Origin of the sequence: Streptomyces corallincola (assembly GCF_019104725.1) — a bacterium.
Taxonomy (GTDB): Bacteria; Actinomycetota; Actinomycetes; order Streptomycetales; family Streptomycetaceae; genus Streptomyces; species Streptomyces corallincola.
The window spans coordinates 1-430 of sequence record NZ_JAHRXF010000105.1; the positions used below are offsets into that span (position 1 = coordinate 1).

2 protein-coding genes are annotated in these 430 nt (G+C 72.1%); both read left to right on the forward strand.

Annotation, left to right across the window (positions count from 1 at the left end):
* The first annotated feature begins 16 nt into the window (after positions 1-16).
* Entirely contained in the window at positions 17-172 is a 156-nt protein-coding gene (locus tag KUM39_RS28895) for a hypothetical protein (protein WP_504740074.1), read from the forward strand.
* Positions 173-201: 29 nt separating this feature from the next.
* On the forward strand, positions 202-430 hold a 229-nt coding region (locus KUM39_RS27975), incomplete at its 3' end, for a hypothetical protein (protein WP_217788573.1).

Consider the following 430-nt stretch of genomic DNA (forward strand, 5'->3'; position numbering starts at 1 on the left):
GCTGACCACTCTGGCCATCCTCGCCCCGGCGCTGGCCGCCGTGGCGCAGGACGCCGCCACCGCCACCTACGACCTGCGCGGTGTCGAGTCGGCGCAGGCCCTCAACGCCGCCCGCGAGGCGGCCATCGCCGCCGGCGAGCGGCTGACCCGTGAAGCCGCGAAGGCTTTCTGACCCACCCCACCCCGTCAGCGAGGACCGGCATGGGCTTGTTCACCCCGAAGTACCCGACGTCCGACACTCCTGGCGCGGGGAACGGCTCGCGGAAGCGGCGGTCCCGCAGTCAGGAGGCATACGGCCGGATGTACGCGGTCCGTGACGCCGCTGAAGCCATCAAGAGGGAACAGACGAACGCCTGGCTCGACGGCAAGCGGCCGATCGGTGACCCGGCCGCCGACCACGACGCCGCCTGCTCGATGGCCGAGCAGATAG